Annotated in this window: 17 protein-coding genes; 14 read left to right on the forward strand and 3 right to left on the reverse strand. The window is 61.5% G+C overall.

The genetic code is table 11. The annotated features are described in order from the left end of the window. Positions 1 to 65 precede the first annotated feature (65 nt). The 5 genes from flhB to RC54_RS09970 are packed head-to-tail and all read left to right on the forward strand — an operon-like array spanning position 66 to position 6411. Complete coding sequence (flhB, locus tag RC54_RS09950; RefSeq protein WP_058895202.1) at positions 66 to 1241, forward strand: flagellar biosynthesis protein FlhB; 1176 nt, start codon at positions 66 to 68, stop codon at positions 1239 to 1241. A gap of 2 nt (positions 1242 to 1243) precedes the next feature. Continuing rightward, entirely contained in the window at positions 1244 to 3352 is a 2109-nt protein-coding gene (gene flhA / locus RC54_RS09955) for a flagellar biosynthesis protein FlhA (protein WP_058895203.1), read from the forward strand. Further along, positions 3349 to 4830, forward strand: coding sequence for a flagellar biosynthesis GTPase FlhF (flhF, locus tag RC54_RS09960; RefSeq protein ID WP_061788806.1), 1482 nt, complete (start codon positions 3349 to 3351; stop codon positions 4828 to 4830). Before flhA ends, flhF begins: the two co-directional genes overlap by 4 nt. 34 nt (positions 4831 to 4864) lie before the next feature. Further along, the gene (locus tag RC54_RS09965) at positions 4865 to 5668 is read left to right on the forward strand and encodes a MinD/ParA family ATP-binding protein (RefSeq protein ID WP_061788807.1); all 804 of its coding nucleotides are present in this window, start codon (positions 4865 to 4867) and stop codon (positions 5666 to 5668) included. Positions 5669 to 5673: 5 nt separating this feature from the next. After that, entirely contained in the window at positions 5674 to 6411 is a 738-nt protein-coding gene (locus RC54_RS09970) for an RNA polymerase sigma factor FliA (protein ID WP_058895206.1), read from the forward strand. A gap of 94 nt (positions 6412 to 6505) precedes the next feature. Here the strand turns inward: RC54_RS09970 and RC54_RS09975 are convergent, their stop codons facing one another. The 3 genes from RC54_RS09975 to flgA form a co-directional block, all read right to left on the reverse strand. Next, positions 6506 to 6964 (reverse strand): flagella synthesis protein FlgN, encoded by a 459-nt coding sequence (locus RC54_RS09975; protein ID WP_058895207.1) that lies wholly within the window; start codon positions 6962 to 6964, stop codon positions 6506 to 6508. A 31-nt stretch (positions 6965 to 6995) separates the two neighbouring features. After that, a complete protein-coding gene (gene flgM / locus RC54_RS09980; protein ID WP_017450926.1) occupies positions 6996 to 7316 on the reverse strand; it encodes a flagellar biosynthesis anti-sigma factor FlgM in 321 nt (106 codons plus the stop codon). Between the two features lie 212 nt (positions 7317 to 7528). Further along, positions 7529 to 8266 (reverse strand): flagellar basal body P-ring formation chaperone FlgA, encoded by a 738-nt coding sequence (gene flgA, locus RC54_RS09985; protein WP_058895208.1) that lies wholly within the window; start codon positions 8264 to 8266, stop codon positions 7529 to 7531. 218 nt (positions 8267 to 8484) lie between these two features. On the opposite strand from flgA, the gene flgB reads away from it, so the two are divergent. The 9 genes from flgB to flgJ all read left to right on the forward strand — a co-directional run bounded on the left by flgB (position 8485) and on the right by flgJ (position 16066). After that, positions 8485 to 8913: a flagellar basal body rod protein FlgB gene (flgB, locus tag RC54_RS09990; protein WP_058895209.1), complete on the forward strand. Its 429-nt coding sequence runs from the start codon at positions 8485 to 8487 to the stop codon at positions 8911 to 8913. A 6-nt stretch (positions 8914 to 8919) separates the two neighbouring features. Then, the gene (flgC, locus tag RC54_RS09995; RefSeq protein ID WP_017450929.1) at positions 8920 to 9324 is read left to right on the forward strand and encodes a flagellar basal body rod protein FlgC; all 405 of its coding nucleotides are present in this window, start codon (positions 8920 to 8922) and stop codon (positions 9322 to 9324) included. A 14-nt stretch (positions 9325 to 9338) separates the two neighbouring features. Next, positions 9339 to 10061, forward strand: coding sequence for a flagellar hook assembly protein FlgD (locus RC54_RS10000; RefSeq protein ID WP_058895210.1), 723 nt, complete (start codon positions 9339 to 9341; stop codon positions 10059 to 10061). A gap of 39 nt (positions 10062 to 10100) precedes the next feature. Further along, positions 10101 to 11390: a flagellar hook protein FlgE gene (flgE, locus tag RC54_RS10005; protein WP_058895211.1), complete on the forward strand. Its 1290-nt coding sequence runs from the start codon at positions 10101 to 10103 to the stop codon at positions 11388 to 11390. 90 nt (positions 11391 to 11480) lie between these two features. Continuing rightward, positions 11481 to 12218, forward strand: coding sequence for a flagellar basal-body rod protein FlgF (flgF, locus tag RC54_RS10010; protein ID WP_044529245.1), 738 nt, complete (start codon positions 11481 to 11483; stop codon positions 12216 to 12218). A gap of 76 nt (positions 12219 to 12294) precedes the next feature. After that, complete coding sequence (gene flgG / locus RC54_RS10015; protein ID WP_058895212.1) at positions 12295 to 13077, forward strand: flagellar basal-body rod protein FlgG; 783 nt, start codon at positions 12295 to 12297, stop codon at positions 13075 to 13077. A 98-nt stretch (positions 13078 to 13175) separates the two neighbouring features. Next, entirely contained in the window at positions 13176 to 13835 is a 660-nt protein-coding gene (locus RC54_RS10020; RefSeq protein WP_017450934.1) for a flagellar basal body L-ring protein FlgH, read from the forward strand. Positions 13836 to 13873: 38 nt separating this feature from the next. Beyond that, a complete protein-coding gene (locus RC54_RS10025; protein ID WP_058895213.1) occupies positions 13874 to 15004 on the forward strand; it encodes a flagellar basal body P-ring protein FlgI in 1131 nt (376 codons plus the stop codon). A gap of 87 nt (positions 15005 to 15091) precedes the next feature. Beyond that, entirely contained in the window at positions 15092 to 16066 is a 975-nt protein-coding gene (flgJ, locus tag RC54_RS10030) for a flagellar assembly peptidoglycan hydrolase FlgJ (RefSeq protein ID WP_058895214.1), read from the forward strand. The last annotated feature ends 133 nt before the right edge of the window (positions 16067 to 16199 follow it).

Here is a 16199-nt window from a genome sequence, read left to right on the forward strand (position 1 = left end):
TTCTACAAATCCGTCCAGCGCACGCGACGCAGGAGGGGCAGTGGTTTAGCAGGGGGATAAGGCGGATGGCCGAAGACAGCGATATGGAGCGGACCGAACCCGCCACGGGCAAACGCATTGAGCGTGCCCGTGAGCAGGGCGATGTGCCGCGTTCGCGTGAATTGGCCACGACCTTGATGTTGTTGGTGGGTGGTAGCTGTGTCTGGCTCTTCAGTGGTCCGGTGGTGACCAGCCTGGACCGCATCCTGGTAGCCACGATGAGCTTCGAGCGGGCCGCAGCCTTCGATCCGGTGGTCATGTTCAACATGTTGAGCGCTCACCTCATCGATGTGGCCGTCGCCCTCATTCCTTTGGCCTTCCTGATGACCCTGGCTGCCATGGCTGCGCCGCTGATGCTGGGGGGCTGGCTGTTCAACGTGCAGTCATTGGCGCCCAAGTTCGGCAAACTCAATCCCATCAGCGGCTTTGCCAACATGTTTTCGATCAATTCCTTGGTTGAGTTGGGCAAGGCGGTATTGAAGACCGTGCTGGTGGGGACTGTGGCCTGGGTAGCTATTCGCGGCCAGCTTGATGCCGTGGTGGGGTTGGGGGTGGAGTCGCTCAAGACTGCGGGGGCGCATTCGGCCTATCTGCTGTGGGTCAGCTTCATCACCATCGTGTCGGCGCTGGTGTTGATCGCCGCGTTGGACGTGCCTTACCAGATATGGAATTACGGTCGCAAGCTGCGCATGACGCGCGAAGAGGTCAAGCAGGAACACAAGGAGTCCGAAGGCGACCCCCACATCAAGGGCAAGATCCGTGCGATGCAGCGTGCCATGGCGCGGCGTCGCATGATGGCCGAGGTGCCCACCGCCGATGTGGTGGTGACCAACCCGACCCACTATGCGGTGGCATTGAAATACACCGAAGGTAAGATGGGCGCGCCCAAGGTGGTGGCCAAGGGAGCCGACGACATCGCTGCCAAGATCCGCGAACTGGCGCGCGAGCATAAGGTGCCGCTGCTGGAAGCGCCACCTCTGGCGCGTGCGCTGCACACCCATACCGAAATCGGTGACGAAATCCCCGAGGCGCTCTACACCGCGGTGGCCGAAGTGCTGGCCTATGTGTTCCAGTTGCGCACCTATGGCAAGTTCGGCGGCAACCGTCCGGTGGAACCCACCGAGCTGAACGTGCCCAAGGAACTCGATCCGGCCACCGCGCCCAAGAAACCCCGCGGGGCCAAGAATAGAAGCAGGCAGTAACGATGGCGACCAAACTCAATACCATGAAAATCCCGGCCTGGGTGCCGGTCAAGAGCGGCAGGGCACTGGCGGCCCCGATCCTCATCGTCATGATGCTGGCGATGATGGTGTTGCCGCTGCCGGCCTTCATGCTGGATCTGCTGTTCAGCTTCAACATTTCGCTCTCGGTGATTGTGCTCATGACCGCGCTCTACACGGTCAAGCCGCTGGACTTCATCGCCTTCCCAGCGGTGCTGCTGGTGTCGACCATGCTGCGCCTGTCGCTCAACGTGGCCTCCACCCGTATCGTGCTGACTGAAGGCCACACCGGCCCGGATGCCGCCGGCAAGGTGATCGAGGCTTTCGGCCACTTCCTCATCGGTGGCAACTACACCGTCGGTATCGTGGTGTTCGTGATTTTGACCATCATCAACTTCATGGTGGTGACCAAGGGTGCCGGTCGTATCGCTGAAGTGGGTGCACGCTTTACCCTGGACGCCATGCCTGGTAAGCAGATGGCCATCGATGCCGACCTCAACGCCGGCTTGATCGGTGAGCCTGAAGCCCGCGCCCGCCGCAAGGAAGTGGCGCAGGAGTCGGAGTTCTACGGCGCCATGGATGGTGCCTCCAAGTACGTGCGCGGCGACGCCGTGGCCGGCATCATCGTGACCGTGGTCAACATCGTCGGCGGCCTGGTGGTGGGCATGGTGCAGCACGACCTGGCCTTCGATGCGGCCTTGAAGAACTACACCCTGCTGGCCATCGGTGATGGCCTGGTGGCGCAGATTCCTTCGCTGATCATCTCGACGGCCGCCGGTGTAGTGGTCTCGCGCGTGGCCAACGACCAGGACGTGGGCGGACAACTGATCAACCAGCTCTTCGCCAAGCCTGAAGTGCTCTACATTACCGCTGTCATCATCGGTGGCATGGGCTTGATCCCGGGAATGCCGCACATCGCTTTCATCTTGCTGGCTGCGGCCATGGGCGGCGGCGCCTATGCCATCGGCAAGCGGGTCGAAAAAACCAAGGCCGAAGCGGCGGCCGCCGCACCGCAGGCCACCGCCTCGGCCGCTGCGCCTGCCGAGGGCGAGGAAGCGACCTGGAGCGACGTCATGCCGGTCGATACCCTGGGCCTGGAAGTGGGTTACCGCCTTATTCCGCTGGTGGACAAGGGGCAGGGTGGCGAACTGCTCAAGCGCATCAAGGGCATCCGCAAGAAGTTTGCCCAGGAAGTGGGCTTCCTGTCGCCGCCCATCCATATCCGCGACAACCTGGAATTGAAGCCCTCGGCCTACCGCATTACCTTGAAAGGGGTGGAGGTGGGCAATGGCGAGGCCCATGCCGGCCAATACCTGGCCATCAACCCCGGTATGGTGACCGGTCCCTTGCCGGGCATGATGACGTCCGACCCGGCCTTTGGCCTGCCGGCGGTATGGATCGACAACAGCCTGCGCGAACAAGCCTCCACCATGGGCTATACCGTGGTCGATGCCGGCACCGTGGTGGCCACCCACCTGAACCACTTGATCACTACCCATGCCGCCGAGCTGCTGGGTCGCCAAGAAGTGCAGAGCCTGCTGGACCACCTGGGCAAGGAAGCCCCCAAGCTGGTGGAAGACCTGGTGCCCAAGATGCTGCCGCTGGGCACCCTGCAGAAGGTATTGCAGAACCTCTTGGCCGAAGGCGTGCATATTCGCGATATGCGCACTATCATCGAAACCTTGGCCGAGCACGCCGCACGCATCCAGGACCCGACCGATCTGACGGCGATCGTGCGCATCGCGCTGGGCCGGGCCATCGTGCAACAGATTTTCCCGGGCGAGAGCGAGTTGGCCGTCATGGCCCTCGATTCCAAGCTCGAACGCCTGCTCATGCAGGCCCTGCAAGCCAGCGGCGACAGTGGTGGCATCGAGCCGGGCCTGGCCGATTCGCTGGTACAGCAGACCGAGATGGCGGCGCAGCGCCAGGAGCAGATGGGCTTTGCCCCGGTATTGCTGGTGGGAGCGCCGCTGCGTACCTTGCTGGCGCGCTTCTTGCGCCGCGCCTTGCCACAGTTGCGTGTGCTCTCGCACGCTGAAGTACCCGAGTCGAAAACGATTAAAGTTACCAGCCTAGTTGGAGGGCAAGCATGAACGTCAAGAAATTTATCGCCAATTCTTCTCGCGAGGCCTGGCGCCAGGTTCGCGAGGCGCTTGGGCCGGATGCCGTCATTCTCTCCAACCGCAATATTCCTGACGGGGTGGAGATCCTGGCCATGGCCAATGAGGACATGACCACCCTGGTGGCCCCCACCGGGGCGCGCGACCCCAATGCTCGCCCACCGGCGGCATCCTTGCAGCAGCAGTCCGGTCAGCCTGCGGCCCAGCAGCCCAAGCGCCCAGCCTTGCTATCCTCGCCAGTGGCACAGCAGCCGGTGCGTGCAGCGCGTGCCGAGAATGCGCCCTTGCTGGATCAGCCGGCCCAAGGTCGTGCTCCGGCCCGCGCAGCAGAACCGCCCGCTACTGGAGACGCCCGCGTCTGGCGCAGCCGCCGCGTAGAGCAGGCCGCCCGCCCGGCCTCCGGCGCAGCCCATGAGTCGGGTCAAGCGGATCAGCGCCCGCGTTCGGCCCTGCCCGAATTCGATGGCAAGGACTATGACGAAATCCTGTCCGAAGTCATGAGTGAAATCCGCTCCATGCGCGGTGTGCTGGAAACCCAACTGGCCGAGATATCCTGGGGCGGCACGCAAAAGCGCGAACCCCTGAAGGGCATCGTCCTGAAGGAAATGCTGGCGGCCGGTTTCTCGGCCAGCCTGTCGCGCCTGATCACCGAAAACCTGCCTGCCAACTCGAAGTCGCAGGACATCATGTTCTGGGTCAAGTCGGTGCTGGCGCGCAACCTCAATACCTTGGCCAACGAAAACGAGTTGCTGGAAAACGGCGGCGTCTTCGCCCTGGTCGGACCTACCGGCGTGGGCAAGACCACCACCACGGCCAAGCTGGCCGCACGCTGCGTGATGCGCCACGGTTCCGGCAAGCTGGCCCTGATCACCACCGACGGCTACCGTATCGGTGGATATGAACAATTGCGCATCTACGGCAAGATCCTGGGCGTGATGGTGCATTCGGTCAAGGATGAGACCGACCTGCGTATCGCCCTGGAAGAATTGAAGGGCAAGCACACCGTCCTGATCGATACCGCCGGCGTGGGCCAGCGCGACCAGATGGTGGCCGAGCAGGATGCCATGCTGGCTGGCGCTGGTGTGGACATCAAGCGCCTCTTGTGTCTGAACGCTACCGCCACCGGCGGTACCTTGAACGAGGTGGTGCACGCCTATTCCAGCTCGGGCCTGGCCGGTTGCATCATCACCAAGCTTGATGAAGCGGCCACCATCGGTAACGTGCTGGACGTGGTGATCCGTCACAAGCTCAATTTGCATTACGTGGCCAATGGCCAGCGCGTGCCGGAAGACCTGCATGTGGCCAACAAGCTCTACCTGGCAGATCGCGCCTTCAAGCAGAAGCGCGAAACGGCTCCCTTCGAATTCCAGGAGGGGGAGTTGCCGGGGGTCATTGGTCCCACCGCCATGTCCATGAATGACAAAGGACTGCGTGAGGTGAGCTTTGGCTAGTTACGACATCGATCAGGCAACAGGTCTGCGTCGGATGCTGGAGCGTCCGGTACCCAGGCTGTTCACCTTCTTCTCGGTGCTGGGCGAAGAAGAGAAAAGCGCCATGCTCATCAATCTGGCAGCCTCGCTGGCGCAGGCCAAGCACAGCGTGCTGGTGGTGGATGGCGACGTTGCCAGTACCGGACTCTTGACCCGCATCGGCCTGCGCCACGACGTGGCCACGCTGCAGGAAGTCGCACGCATGGAGCGTACCCTGGCCGAAGCCACGCGGCGCTTGCCGGAAGGTTTTTCGATGGCGCGCATCGCCCGGCGCAGCGTGCCCCAGGCCAATGACCCGAATGCCGGGCGCTTGGCCGAGATTTTCGACAGCCTTATCGAACAGGCCGAAATCACGCTGGTCAATGGCGTGCTGGCGCGCGATGAATCACTGCCGGTACCGACCATGGAAATGGGCGAGATCGTGATTCAGGTCTCGACTACGGCCTCCTCGATCAAGGCCGCCTATGTCTTGTTGAAGAGCTTGAGCGACCGTATCGGCCGTCGTCCCTTCAGCCTCATCGTCAATGACGCCACTGAGGCCGAAGCGCGTACCGTCTATGCCAACATGGCTCAGGCGGCCAGCCGCTATCTGGCGGCGCAGTTGAATTTCCTCGGGTCCATCCCGGCCGACGACCATATTCGCCGGGCCACCGGTCAGGGCCGGGCAGTGATGGATGTGTTCCCCTTCGCCGGGGCGGCACTGGCTTTCCAGCGTCTGTCCAAGCGATTCACGGCGGGTGCTGACAGCGCTCGCAGCACTTACGGCATGGCTACCGACGGTGCGAGCCTGGGAGTGTGACGTGCATGTATAACGTCAAGGGAAAGAAGGGCAAGAACGACGTCCTGGAGCAACATGCGCCGCTGGTCAAGAAATTGGCGCATCAGCTCAAGGCCAAGTTGCCCCCTAGCGTGGAGGTGGACGACCTGATCCAGGCCGGCATGATGGGCTTGCTCGACGCCGTCAACCGTTACGAGGAAACCCATGGCGCGCAGTTCGAGACCTATGCCGTACAGCGCATCCGGGGCGCCATGCTGGATGAACTGCGCAGCAGCGACTGGCTGCCGCGCAGTATCCGCCAGAATGCCCGCAAGGTGGAAGAAGCCATGCAGGCGCTGTTGCAGCAACTGGGGCGCCAGCCGCAGGAAACGGAAGTGGCGCAGCACATGAAGATCAGCCTGGTCGAGTATCAATCGCTGCTGACCGAATGCGGTGGCCACCAGTTGATCTACTACGAAGACTTCCACGACGATGAGGGCGGTCATGAGCACTTCCTGGATCGTTACCAGACTGGCGAAGCCGATGACGATCCGCTGCAGAGCCTGATCAATGGCGGCTTTCGCGACGCCGTGGTCGATTCCATCAAGGCCTTGCCCGAACGCGAGCAGATTTTGATGGCCTTGTACTACGAGCAGGAAATGAACCTCAAGGAAATCGGTGCTGTCATGGGCGTGTCTGAGTCGCGTGTATGCCAGTTGCATAGCCAGGCGATTTCGCGGATGCGAACCTATCTGCGCGAGCATTCCTGGAGCGGGGTGGCCTGAAGGTCAACACGCACTCATACTGCGAGAGTGCGGTAGCAGAAACGATAAAGCCCGGCATTGCCGGGCTTTTGCATGAGAGGGAAGCGTACAGGTATCAGACCACGCCCAGCCTGCGACCAGAGGACTTGATGCTGCTCTGTCCATCCGGTCCATAGAAGTTGCCGGCGCTGGTCTTGCCTTGCAGGATGGTCAAGGCGCTCTGGTTGATGGAGAGCTTCTTGCCGATCAGCAAGCCATTGACGCGGTTCAACTCCTTGGCGTCCTGCGCCAGTTCGAACATGCTGGCCCAGACATCCTTGTCGGTCTCGTTGCCTTGTTCATTCATCCATTTCTGCATCCCGGCTTCGTCTTCGCTGTAGCCGAGCTGGCCCAGCAGGAGATGACGGTTGCCGGCCAGGGTGGACATTTCGGCAACAATGCTGGCTTTTTCGGAGATGATGTCGGTCAAGCCTTCCGCCGTGGCTTCGGCCAGCAAGGCCTGTTCCTGACGCAGTTTTTCCACCAGGCGGGACAGGGCGGCTTGTTCCAGTTGCAACTTGCTGGCCGGATTCATGCGAAAGATCCTGTGATCGAACGATGGACGATCAGGCCTGGCGGGCGCTGATCAGGGTCTTGACGGTATCGATGAGGCCATTGGCGACTTTTTCCGGATCGATCTGGAAGGTGCCGTTGGCAATGGCGGCCTTGATTTCGGCCACTTTCTTGGCGTCGAAGCTGCTGCTGTTGCTGTTGACCTTGGTCTCCAGCGCCTGGTAGGTGCTGGACAGGCGCACGCTGTCCGAAGCAGCTGCGGCAGCAGGCGCGCCATTGCCGCTGGCAGCGCCGGCCTGGGCGTTGTTGCGAGTCTGGGTCTGCGTCTGCTCGGTGTTGAGGGCAGCGGATTTGAGGGCGTCGTTAACGTTCACGGCAGTAGTCCTTGTAGGGTGGGGGCGCTTTGCACCCGCCTGTCGTATGGATTATCGACCAATTCTGAGCAAACTTTAACATCCTGGGCCACAAAATGAAGAAATGCCGGAAATTTTCTTCACATCTTCCCCGGTAAGCCATTCGGGAGTGGCTCCGTGCCGCCCGGCCCGGAAAATTACTTCATATCAATGGCCCAGCGGCATCAGCCGGCTCAATAATTGATTTCCAGGATCCCGCCGGCCTTGGCAATGCCGCTGACCACCTGGCCGGCCGCCGTGCGGGCCTGGGCCATCTGGCCCTCGTTGGCATTGGTCAGGGCACGTGCCTCGGTAGAAATCTGGAAGCCCGGACCATTGGAGACGACCCGTACCGGCTGGCCTTGCTGCACCACCCGTTGGTTGCGGATGGTATCCATGCGCAGCGGGGTGCCGGCGCGCAGGGACATGTTGGCCACGCGCCCGATGGCCTGCGACTCTTCGGTCAGCACGCCGCTGGGCAAGGCCGACATGTCGCCACGGATGCGGGTGATGTCGCTGGCGCTGATGGTCTGGCCTTGGGCCAGTGGCACGGCCGCCACCAGGTAGTCCGAGATCACTTGCACATTGGCGCGCAGGTAAATGGTCCAGGGCGAGGGGGCGATGCACTTGACGCCCACCGTGGTGCGACCGAACAGGCGCCCGCCATTAGGCATGAAGGCTTGTGGTTCCAGGCAACTGGCCAGGGTCAGGCGCGGATCGGCTGGATCAATGGTGACGGTGACGCTGCCGGGCAAGCCAGAAGTCTGGCTTTTCAGGAATTGCTCGGCAACCTGTTGCACGACTTGCAAGTCCTGCTTTTGCGGGGTGTTGGGGTCGTTTTGCGCCAGGGCAGGCGAGAACTGTCCCAAGCTGCCGCACAACAGGAGCAGGGCGGCCAGGGCGGGGCGCAGGGCGCGGAGAAGGTGTTTCATTTGTGCAACTTGCCGGTGAGGGTACAGCGGATCTTGGCAGCCATGTTACTTCGCGCGCGTGAGGTCAAAAGCGCAAACAGGGGAGGCTTTTCTCTCTTTATCGCCCCTTAGGTTCCTCAGGGCAAACGTATGATCAAGCCTACGTAATTCCATCATCGGCGCAGTGCGCGACCTGCTCAGGCAGGTGCGGAGCGGCGCCGGTTTTTCCGGAGGACCTGATGGTCTCTAAGCTCGACGATTACTTCCGTTTCAACGAGTTGGCGCTGAACCTGCGGGCCCAGCGCCAGCAGGTACTGGCATCCAACATCGCCAACGCGGATACGCCCAACTACAAGGCGCGTGACGTCAACTTTGCCGATGCGCTCAAGAACGCGCTGGACAACAAGACCACCGCCATGCCGCCGCTGCAACTGGAGCGCACCTCGGCGGCCCACGTGGCCGGCACGGCGCCCGACAACGGTCCGGGCAGCATCGGCGGTACGGCCTTGCAGTACCGCACGCCGGCGCAGGGCAGTGTGGATGGCAATACGGTCGATCTGGATGTGGAACGCAATGAATTCGTCGACAACGGCATCCGCTATGAAGCCGGCGTCACTGCCGTGAACGGCCAGATCAAGGCCATGATGAACGCCATCCAACCGGGTTGATAAGCCATGTCCCTTTCCAATATCTTCAATGTGGCCGGTTCGGCCATGAGCGCCCAGGCCCAGCGCCTCAATGCCACGGCCAGCAACATCGCCAACGCCGACAGCGCCACCAGCCCCGACGGTACGCCCTACAAGGCCAAGCAGGTGGTGTTCCAGGCCATTCCTGTGGGTGACGTCAAGGATAGCGGCGTGAAGGTGGCTGCCGTGGTCGAGGACCAGGCGCCGCCCAAGCTGGTCTACGACCCCAAGCACCCGCTGGCCGATGGCAATGGCTATGTGGCCATGCCCAACGTCAATCCGGTCGAGGAAATGGTCAACATGATCTCGGCTTCCCGTTCCTACCAGACCAACGTGGAAACGATGAATACGGCCAAGGCCATGCTGGTCAAGACCCTTACCATCGGACAATAAACAGGACTCCCATCATGGCCATCGTCTCCAATGACCTGCTCGGCGCAATGAACGGTGCGAGCAGCACTTCCAGTACCAGCAGTTCTTCCAGCCTCGACAACAACAGCCCGGATGCGATCCAGAACCGCTTCCTGACGCTGCTGATTGCGCAGATGAAGAATCAGGATCCCAGCAACCCGATGGACAACTCGCAGCTGACCAGCCAGATGGCCCAGTTGTCGACGGTCTCGGGCATCAGCCAGTTGAACAACTCGCTGTCCACGCTGATGAGCAGCATCAATTCCTCGCAAGCGCTGTCCACGGCCAACATGATCGGCCACAGCGTGCTGGCACCGGGCAACAGCATCCAGTTGATGAGCGACACCAGCAAGGATGCCAACGGCAACGATGTCACCAGCCAGAAGGCGGTGCTGGGCGTGAACCTGTCCGGCACGGCTTCTTCGGTGATCGTCACCATCAAGGACTCCACCGGCGCCGTGGTGCACACCACCGATCTCGGTACCCAGGCAGCAGGTGCCGTCCCGGTGATCTGGGATGGCAGCAATGACTCGGGTGGCAAGGCCCCCGATGGCAAGTACACCTTCACCGTCAGCGCCTCCAACAATGGCACCGCAGTGGCGGCCACGGCGCTGTCTTTCGGCACCGTCTCCAGCGTCTCGACGGCCGCGGACGGCGTCAAGCTCAATGTCACCAACGTCGGCACCATCAAGCCGACCGACGTGGTGCAGATTCTTTAATCGTTATTACCGACATCTGTCGCAACAAGGGGGTATCTCATGAGTTTTCAACAAGGCCTGAGCGGGCTCAACGGCGCAGCCAAGAGCCTGGACGTCATCGGTAATAACGTGGCCAACGCCAGCACGGTGGGTTTCAAGCAGTCGCAGACCCAGTTTGCCGACATGTACGCCAATTCCATGAACCGTTCCGGCAACTCGCCGGTGGGCATCGGCGTGACCGTGGCCGACGTGTCGCAACAATTCACTCAAGGCAATATCACCTCGTCCAATAACCCGCTGGATATCGCCATCAATGGTGACGGTTTCTTCCAGGTGTCGTCTTCCCTGACCAACCAGTCGCCGATGTATGGCCGCAATGGCCAGTTCCAGCTGGACAAGAACGGTTACATCGTCAATCCCAGCATGAATGGCGCCTACCTGATGGGCTGGGCTGCCGGCGCCTCGGGCGGTGACCCGGTGGCGCTGCAGATCGATACCTCCTCGATTCCTGCCACCACCACCACCACCATCAATACCAAGGTCAATCTGGATTCGCGCTCGCCCAATATTCCGACCACCACGGTCTTCAACGCCAACGATCCGACCACCTATACCAATTCGACCGGCGTCACGATTTACGACAGCCTGGGCAATCCCTATAGCGTGCAGACCTACTACGTCAAGAACCCGCCCAATACGGCGGTCACCCCACCCACCACGACCTGGGACGTGTACGCCAAGGTCGGCAGCAACACCCTGGTGACTACCTCGGGCGGCACCACGCCGCTGAAGCTGGGTTCGATGACCTTCAACTCGACCGGTGCGCTGGTCAGCGGTGGCTCCATGACCATCGACCTCACGTCGGCTGGCCCCAATGCCAACATTGCAGCCGGTGGCGGCAACTTCGCCAGTACCATCGCTCTGAACTATGCCGGTAGTACCCAGACCGGTTCGGCCTTCGTGAACCTGGCACAGAACCAGGACGGTATGCCCCCGGGCACGCTGTCGAGCTTCTCGATCGACAAGGATGGCACTATCGTCGGTTCCTACAGCAACCAGCAGACCAAGAACCTGGGCAACGTGGTGCTGGTCAACTTCGCCAATCCCAACGGCCTGCAGCCACTTGGCAACAACCTGTACCAGGCTACCGGTGCGGCCGGCAGTCCGCTGGTGGGCAAGCCCAGCACCGGTACCTTTGGTACCCTGCAGGCGCGTGCGGTGGAAGACTCCAACGTCGACCTGACTGCCGAGCTGGTCAACATGATCGTGGCCCAGCGTGTCTACCAAGCCAACTCGCAGACCATCAAGGTGCAGGACACCGTGCTGCAGACTCTGGTCAGCCTGCGCTGATAGCAGCCGTATGTATCAAGGCTGCCGGCGTCGCCGGTGGCCGGTTTCAATCGGTGGCGCCGGGGGTTGGCGCCACATCAAAGGGGTTTTATGGATCGTCTGGTCTATACAGCGATGTCGGGCGCCAAGCACACGCTTGAGCAACAAGCCAGCGCCAGCAACAACCTGGCTAATGCTACGACTACGGGTTTTCGCGCCCAATTGAATACCTTCCGTTCGGCGCCGGTAGTGGGGGAAGGCTTGCCGACGCGTGCCTTCGTGGTCGATTCCACAGCGGGTAGCGATTTTTCCCAGGGGCCGATCCAGGATACCGGGCGCGCACTGGACGTGGCGGTGCAGGGCCGTGGCTGGATCGCGGTGCAGACCGCCGATGGCGGCGAAGCCTACACCCGCAACGGCAGCTTCAAGATCAACGAGAACGGCATCCTGCAGACTCAGAACGGCCAGTCCGTGCAGGGTGACGGTGGTCCGATCACCATTCCGCCCGACACCACGGTGGCCATTGCGGCCGATGGCACGGTGTCGTCGATTCCGACCAACGGCATTCCCAACGCGGTCAACGTGCTGGGTCGCATCAAGCTGGTCAACCCGGATGAGAAAAACCTGCAGCGCGGTGACGATGGCCTGTTTCGCACCATCACCGGTGCGGCCCAGCCCGACGCCAATGTTCGCCTGGCCAGCGGAGCGCTGGAAGGCAGTAACGTCAACGTGGTGGAGGCGATGGTCAACATGATCAACCTGTCGCGCCAGTTCGAGATGAACATGAAGGTGATCCAGACTGCCGAAGGCGATGCGTCCAAGGCGACGTCGATCCTGTCGCTGTCCTGATGCTGCCTAAGCACTTGCTCACGCACCTGAACAACCGATGCACCCGCAGCGCAAGCGCTGATTACCGGAGAAACAAATGATTCGTTCCCTGTGGATTTCCAAGACTGGCCTGGATGCGCAACAGACGCAACTGGACGTGATCTCCAACAACCTGGCCAACGTCAGCACCAACGGTTTCAAGCGTTCGCGCGCCGTCTTCGAAGACCTGCTGTACCAGACCGTGCGTCAACCCGGTGCCCAGTCCTCGCAGCAGACGCAATTGCCCTCGGGCCTGCAGATCGGCACCGGCGTGCGTCCGGTGGCAACCGAACGCATCTTCACCCAAGGCAACGTCAACCAGACCAACAATGACAAGGATCTGGCGATCCAGGGCAATGGTTTCTTCCAGATCCTGCTGCCGGACGGCACCACCGCCTATACCCGCGACGGTTCCTTCCAGACCGATAATCAGGGCCAACTGGTGACCTCCAGCGGCTACACCCTGCAGCCACCGATCACCGTGCCGCTCAATACCACCAAGCTGACCGTGGGCCGTGATGGTACGGTCTCGATCATGCAGGCCGGTTCGACCGCCACCACCCAGATCGGTACGATCCAGGTCGCCACCTTCATCAACCCGGCTGGCCTGGAAAGCCGTGGTGAAAACCTGTACGTGGAAACCGCCGCCTCCGGCACGCCCAACCCCAACACCCCGGGCACCAACGGTGCCGGCGCGCTGTGGCAGGGTTACGTGGAAACCTCCAACGTCAACGTGGTGGAAGAACTGGTCAATATGATCCAGACCCAGCGCGCCTACGAAATCAACAGCAAGGCCATCACCACTTCCGACCAGATGCTGGCCAAGATTTCGCAGCTCTGAGGCGGTAGCGCATTACAGCTATAGCAGCAGAGGCAGCAGGGCAGGGATGTGGTTTCATTGAACAAGGTAGTGGGTAGTAGAAGAAGGACGAGGCAGAAATGAAGAACACGCTGAAATTGGCCACCATCGCGGGGGTATTGGCTGTCACCGGTTGCACCACCGTGCCCGACAGCATCGTGACCGGTCCCAAGACGGCGCGTCCGCAGCCGGCTTCCTACGCCCCGCCGACCTCGGGTGCGATCTTCCAGTCGGCGGTCTATCGTCCGTTGCTGGAAGACCGTCGTGCGCGCCTGGTGGGCGACACCTTGACCATCGTCATCAACGAGAAGACCAGTGCCGGCAAGTCAGCCGCCAGCTCGGCCAGCAAGACCGGTGCCGTGGCTTCGCCGGCACCGACTATCTTCGGTACCTCGATCAAGGAACTGTCGGCCAATGGCAGTTCCTCGGCCAAGTTCGACGACAAGGGCGCCACCACCTCCAGCAACACCTTCACCGGCACCATTGGCGTGACCGTGGTGGAAGTGCTGCCCAATGGCAACCTGGTGGTCTCGGGTGAAAAGCAGGTGGCGCTGGACAAGGGCGTGGAATACGTACGCTTCTCCGGTACCGTCAGCCCCGACAACATCCAGACCGGCAATACCGTTTCCTCCACCCTGGTGGCAGACGCCAAGGTGGAATACCGTACCAACACCCGGGTGGACATGGCTGACTTCATGTCTTCGCTGGGCCGATTCTTCTTCAGCGTTTCTCCTTTCTGATGTGGAGTAGTGCAATGACCCGGAAAGGATTTTTCGCCATGGATATGATCAGGATGGGCGGCAAGCTGCTCTCGGCGGCTGCCGTGGCAGCCTTGTGCCTGGCTGCTGCCGTGCCGGCCAACGCCGAGCGGCTCAAGGACTTGGCCAGCATCCAGGGCGTGCGGCAGAACCAGCTGGTCGGTTACGGCCTGGTGGTGGGTCTCGATGGCAGTGGTGACCAGACCACCCAGACCCCCTTCACCGTGCAAAGCGTCATCAGCATGTTGCAGCAGTTGGGCGTGAACGTGCCCACCGGTACCAGCAGCAATATGCAGTTGAAGAACGTGGCGGCGGCCATGGTCACGGCGACCCTGCCGGCCTTCGCCCAGCCCGGTCAACTCATCGATGTGACGGTTTCTTCCATCGGTAACGCCAAGAGCATTCGCGGCGGCACTCTGTTGATGGCTCCTCTGAAGGGTGCTGACGGCCAGATCTATGCGATTGCCCAGGGCAACATCGTCATCGGTGGGGCCGGTGGTTCGGCCGCCGGTAGCAGTACCATCATCAACCAATTGTCGGCCGGTCGTATCTCTGGGGGCGCCACGGTAGAACGCGCCGTGCCCAGTTCGCTGGGTGGCGGTGACATGGTGGTGCTGGAACTGAACGACAACGATTTCTCTACTGCCAGCCGGGTGGTGGATGCCTTGAACAAGCGTTTCGGCAGCGATACTGCGGTGGCTCAGGATGGTCGCGTGATCCGCGTGCGCGCACCCATTTCCAGTGGCGACCGTGTGGCCTTCCTGGGGGCACTGGAAAACGTCGATGTCACCCCCGGCAAGCTGGCCGCCAAGGTGATCCTGAATGCCCGTACCGGCTCGGTGGTGATGAACCAGAGCGTGATGCTGGAGACTTGTGCGGTCTCGCACGGCAACCTGTCGGTGGTGATCCAGGCCGACAACGCGGTCAGCCAGCCCAATGCCTTGTCGGGTGGTCAGACAGCCGGGGTACAGAATGCCCAGGTCTCGATCAACAAGGAGCCGGGCAAGGTGATGCTGTTGAAGGGCGGTGCTTCGCTGGCCGATGTGGTCAAGGCGCTCAACGCTATCGGCGCCACGCCCCAGGATTTGCTGGCGATCCTGCAAGCCATGAAGGCGGCCGGTTCGCTGCGCGCCGAACTGGAAGTGATCTGATGCTCTGATGTAACGGGACGGACCAGGCGGAGCGGTTTGCGATGGCTGCTCCGATCCAATAACAAACGCTCTCATCGAAGGTAATCCATGCTCAACAAGATCAACCCATCCAATCCGACCGAGAGTCTGGCCGTCGATGCGAATGGGCTGAATGGCCTGCGCGAGGCGGCCAAGCAGAACTCGCCGGAGGCCATCAAGGGCGCGGCCAAGCAGTTCGAGGCCTTGTTCCTGAACATGGTCATGAAGAGTATGCGTGATGCCACGCCGCAAAACGGTCCCTTCGACAACGAGCAGACCAAGATGTTTACCTCCATGCTGGACCAGCAGTTGAGCCAGAGCCTGGCCCAGCGCGGGGTCGGTCTGGCCGATGTGTTGACGCGCCAGCTCTCGGCCTCCTTGCCCAAGAAGTTGCCTGATGCCCAGGACCTGGATGGTACTGGGCAGCCAGGTGAAGAGGGCGTGCCCATGGGCATTCCGCTGGTCAAGGACATGAGCGAAGCCGACCGCGCCAAGTTCATCCAGAGTTTTGCCAACCAGCAGGCGGCTGACAGTACCAATCAGGATGGTCGCAACAACAAGCAGCGTCGCAACTCCAACAAGCCGGCTCACGTGGAAGCCTTCCAGAATCGCCTGCAGGCCGATGCCGAAATCGCCAGCAAGATCACTGGCATTCCGGCCAAGTTCATGCTGGCCCAGGCGGCGCTGGAAACCGGCTGGGGCAAGAAGGAAATCATCACCCGCGACGGCCGCTCGGCGCACAACCTGTTCGGCATCAAGGCCACCGGCAACTGGACCGGCAAGGTGGTCGAGGCCACCACCATCGAATACATCAACGGCAAGCCGCAAAAGCGCGTGGAAAAATTCCGCGCCTACGATTCCTACGCGGACGCCTTCAAGGATTACGCCAACTTGCTGCGCAGTAACCCGCGCTACGAGAAGGTGCTGGCCAGCGCCCAGGATGCCCATGGCTTCGCCTACGGCTTGCAGCGCGCCGGTTATGCGACCGACCCGCATTATGCGGAAAAGCTCTCGCGTATCATCCGTCAGTCGCTGTCGGCCTGATGCGCTGATTGCCTGAGGACGGCGCAATTGCCCATGGCCAAGGGCATGTCTGTACAGCAAGCTCAGCGGTGCTGGCCGGAAACAAAAATGATCAGGGCCATCTAAAGTTTTGGTCAATCCTGCCGTTGACTTG

This window comes from Herbaspirillum rubrisubalbicans, assembly GCF_003719195.1.
Taxonomy (GTDB): Bacteria; Pseudomonadota; Gammaproteobacteria; order Burkholderiales; family Burkholderiaceae_D; genus Herbaspirillum; species Herbaspirillum rubrisubalbicans.

Bases quoted from the DNA above. Each gene is read 5' to 3' on its own strand.
- flhB (WP_058895202.1), top strand. From the start codon at position 66: ATGGCCGAAGACAGCGATATGGAGCGGACCGAACCCGCCACGGGCAAA.
- flhA (WP_058895203.1), top strand. From the start codon at position 1,244: ATGGCGACCAAACTCAATACCATGAAAATCCCGGCCTGGGTGCCGGTC.
- flhF (WP_061788806.1), top strand. From the start codon at position 3,349: ATGAACGTCAAGAAATTTATCGCCAATTCTTCTCGCGAGGCCTGGCGC.
- RC54_RS09965 (WP_061788807.1), top strand. From the start codon at position 4,865: ATGCTGGAGCGTCCGGTACCCAGGCTGTTCACCTTCTTCTCGGTGCTG.
- RC54_RS09970 (WP_058895206.1), top strand. From the start codon at position 5,674: ATGTATAACGTCAAGGGAAAGAAGGGCAAGAACGACGTCCTGGAGCAA.
- RC54_RS09975 (WP_058895207.1), bottom strand. From the start codon at position 6,964: ATGAATCCGGCCAGCAAGTTGCAACTGGAACAAGCCGCCCTGTCCCGC.
- flgA (WP_058895208.1), bottom strand. From the start codon at position 8,266: ATGAAACACCTTCTCCGCGCCCTGCGCCCCGCCCTGGCCGCCCTGCTC.
- flgB (WP_058895209.1), top strand. From the start codon at position 8,485: ATGGTCTCTAAGCTCGACGATTACTTCCGTTTCAACGAGTTGGCGCTG.
- flgC (WP_017450929.1), top strand. From the start codon at position 8,920: ATGTCCCTTTCCAATATCTTCAATGTGGCCGGTTCGGCCATGAGCGCC.
- RC54_RS10000 (WP_058895210.1), top strand. From the start codon at position 9,339: ATGGCCATCGTCTCCAATGACCTGCTCGGCGCAATGAACGGTGCGAGC.
- flgE (WP_058895211.1), top strand. From the start codon at position 10,101: ATGAGTTTTCAACAAGGCCTGAGCGGGCTCAACGGCGCAGCCAAGAGC.
- flgF (WP_044529245.1), top strand. From the start codon at position 11,481: ATGGATCGTCTGGTCTATACAGCGATGTCGGGCGCCAAGCACACGCTT.
- flgG (WP_058895212.1), top strand. From the start codon at position 12,295: ATGATTCGTTCCCTGTGGATTTCCAAGACTGGCCTGGATGCGCAACAG.
- RC54_RS10020 (WP_017450934.1), top strand. From the start codon at position 13,176: ATGAAGAACACGCTGAAATTGGCCACCATCGCGGGGGTATTGGCTGTC.
- RC54_RS10025 (WP_058895213.1), top strand. From the start codon at position 13,874: ATGGATATGATCAGGATGGGCGGCAAGCTGCTCTCGGCGGCTGCCGTG.
- flgJ (WP_058895214.1), top strand. From the start codon at position 15,092: ATGCTCAACAAGATCAACCCATCCAATCCGACCGAGAGTCTGGCCGTC.